The sequence below is a fragment of the Mycobacterium sp. E1715 genome (assembly GCF_001667625.1).
GTDB lineage: Bacteria > Actinomycetota > Actinomycetes > Mycobacteriales > Mycobacteriaceae > Mycobacterium.
Genome location: NZ_LZJJ01000359.1, coordinates 1 through 1,985, shown reverse-complemented (window position 1 = coordinate 1,985; position 1,985 = coordinate 1). Strand labels below are relative to the sequence as shown.

At 72.4% G+C, this 1,985-nt stretch carries 2 protein-coding genes and 2 pseudogenes; 3 read left to right on the top strand and 1 reads right to left on the bottom strand.

The genetic code is table 11. The features are described from left to right. Positions 1 to 417 (bottom strand): annotated as a pseudogene (locus A9X03_RS17910) (Nif3-like dinuclear metal center hexameric protein); the annotation flags it as partial. Between A9X03_RS17910 and A9X03_RS17905 the strand changes: the two are divergent. The 3 genes and pseudogenes from A9X03_RS17905 to A9X03_RS17895 all read left to right on the top strand — a co-directional run. Next, positions 413 to 949 (top strand): annotated as a pseudogene (locus A9X03_RS17905) (Nif3-like dinuclear metal center hexameric protein); the annotation flags it as partial. The pseudogenes A9X03_RS17910 and A9X03_RS17905 overlap by 5 nt on opposite strands. Next, positions 949 to 1,686 carry a zinc ribbon domain-containing protein gene (locus A9X03_RS17900; RefSeq protein WP_068262221.1) on the top strand — a complete coding sequence of 246 codons (738 nt, stop codon included), beginning with the start codon at positions 949 to 951 and terminating at the stop codon, positions 1,684 to 1,686. The pseudogene A9X03_RS17905 and the gene A9X03_RS17900, both read left to right, overlap by 1 nt. Beyond that, positions 1,683 to 1,985, top strand: a 303-nt coding sequence (locus A9X03_RS17895; RefSeq protein ID WP_156675534.1) for a reverse transcriptase-like protein, incomplete at its 3' end; no start/stop codon positions are given. The genes A9X03_RS17900 and A9X03_RS17895, both read left to right, overlap by 4 nt.

Below are 1,985 nucleotides of genomic sequence, written 5' to 3'. Positions count from 1 at the left end.
TCCAGTCCGCGGCAGCGCGGCGTCCACGCGGGACACGAAGTCGCGCAGCGGTTCCGGCCGGGGCAGGGCGCCGATCCGCCCCAGCCCGGCGTCGCCCGGCGCGGGCACCAACGCGAACACGTCGAACGCCGGCTCCTCGTAGGGATGGGCGGCGCGCATCGCCGCCAGCACGGCTCCCCGGATCCGCGCGGGCGCGACCACCTCGAACCGATCCTCGGCCACCCGCTCGACGGTGCCGACGCTGCCCACCGCGGGCGACGCCCCTTCGTGCGGCAGGAACTGGCCGATGCCGCTGACACTCCAGCTGCAGTGCGAGTAGTCGCCGATGTGCCCGGCGCCGGCCTCGAACACGGCCGCCTGCACCGCTTCTGAGTTCTCGCGCGGCACGTAGACCACCCACTTGTCGAGGTCGGTCGCGGCCGCGCGGATCCGGGGAGCCGTGCTGGCGGCGATGCGCGCCGCCCATCCCTACGAGGAGCCGGCGTTCGACGTGTTCGCGTTGGTGCCCGCGCCGGGCGACGCCGGGCTGGGGCGGATCGGCGCCCTGCCCCGGCCGGAACCGCTGCGCGACTTCGTGTCCCGCGTGGACGCCGCGCTGCCGCGGACGGCCTGGGGGGTCCGCGCGGCGGGCGATCCCGACCTGCCGGTGTCCCGGGTCGCCGTCTGCGGCGGCGCGGGGGACTCGCTGCTGGCGGCCGCGGCGGCCGCAGGGGTGCAGGCCTACGTCACGGCCGACCTGCGACACCATCCGGCCGACGAGCATCGCCGGGGTTCTGCTGTGGCGCTGGTGGACGTGGCGCACTGGGCCAGTGAATTTCCGTGGTGCCACCAGGCCGCCGACGTGCTGCGGTCCCGTTTCGGTGCGGCGCTGGCGGTGCGGGTGTGCACCATCCGCACCGACCCCTGGACCATGGGGCAGTGCGGCGACGAGACCGGGGGTGAGGCGTGATGAAGGCCGAAGTCGCTCAGCAGCGTTCGCTGCTCGAGCTGTCGAAACTGGATGCGGAGCTGTCCCGTATCACGCACCGGGCCGGCCATCTGGCCGAGCAACAGGCCTGCGAGCGGTTGCAGGACGAACTCAACGACGCCGCCGACCGGGTGAGCGCCATTCGGATCGCCTTGGAGGACATCGATGTTCAGGTGTCACGGTTCGAGTCCGAAATCGAAGCGGTCCGCCAGCGCGAAGACCGCGACCGGTCGCTGCTGCAGTCCGGCGCCGCCGACGCCAAGCAACTGTCGGACCTGCAGCACGAGCTCGAGACGCTGACGCGTCGCCAGGGCAGCCTGGAAGATTCGCTGCTGGAGGTGATGGAGCGCCGCGAGGAGCTGCAGTCCCAATTGGACGACGCGCAGCGCAAGGTCGAGGCGCTGGAGACCGAACTTGCCGGCGCCCGGCAGGCTCTCGACGCCGCGCTCACCGAAATCAGTGCGGCTCGGGAGGCGCATTCGTCGCGCCGCGAGACCCTGACCGCCGAACTGGACCCCGCCCTGGCCGCGCTCTACGAACGCCAGCGCGCCGGGGGAGGCCCGGGCGCCGGGCCGTTGCTGGGACGCCGATGCGGCGCCTGCCGACTCGAGATCGACCGGGGCGAAATGTCCCGCATCTCGGCCGCGGCCGACGACGACGTGGTGCGATGCCCCGAGTGCGGCGCGATCCTGTTGCGGGTCAAGGGCTTCGACCAATGAAGGTGGTGATCGAGGCCGACGGCGGCTCGCGCGGCAATCCGGGACCGGCCGGCTACGGCGCCGTCGTGTGGACCGAGGACCGCTCGACGGCGCTGGCGGAGAACAAGCAGGCCATCGGCCGGGCCACCAACAACGTCGCCGAATACCGTGGACTGCTGGCCGGTTTGGAGGACGCCCTGCAACTCGGCGCCACCGAGGCCGCGGTCTTCCTGGATTCCAAGCTGTTGGTGGAGCAGATGTCGGGGCGGTGGAAGGTCAAGCATCCCGACCTGGTCGAACTGCACGGCCAGGCCCGAACG

What these genes read in the sequence shown, in the direction of transcription:
- A9X03_RS17900 (WP_068262221.1), top strand. Translation starts at nt 949, where the DNA reads ATGAAGGCCGAAGTCGCTCAGCAGCGTTCGCTGCTCGAGCTGTCGAAA.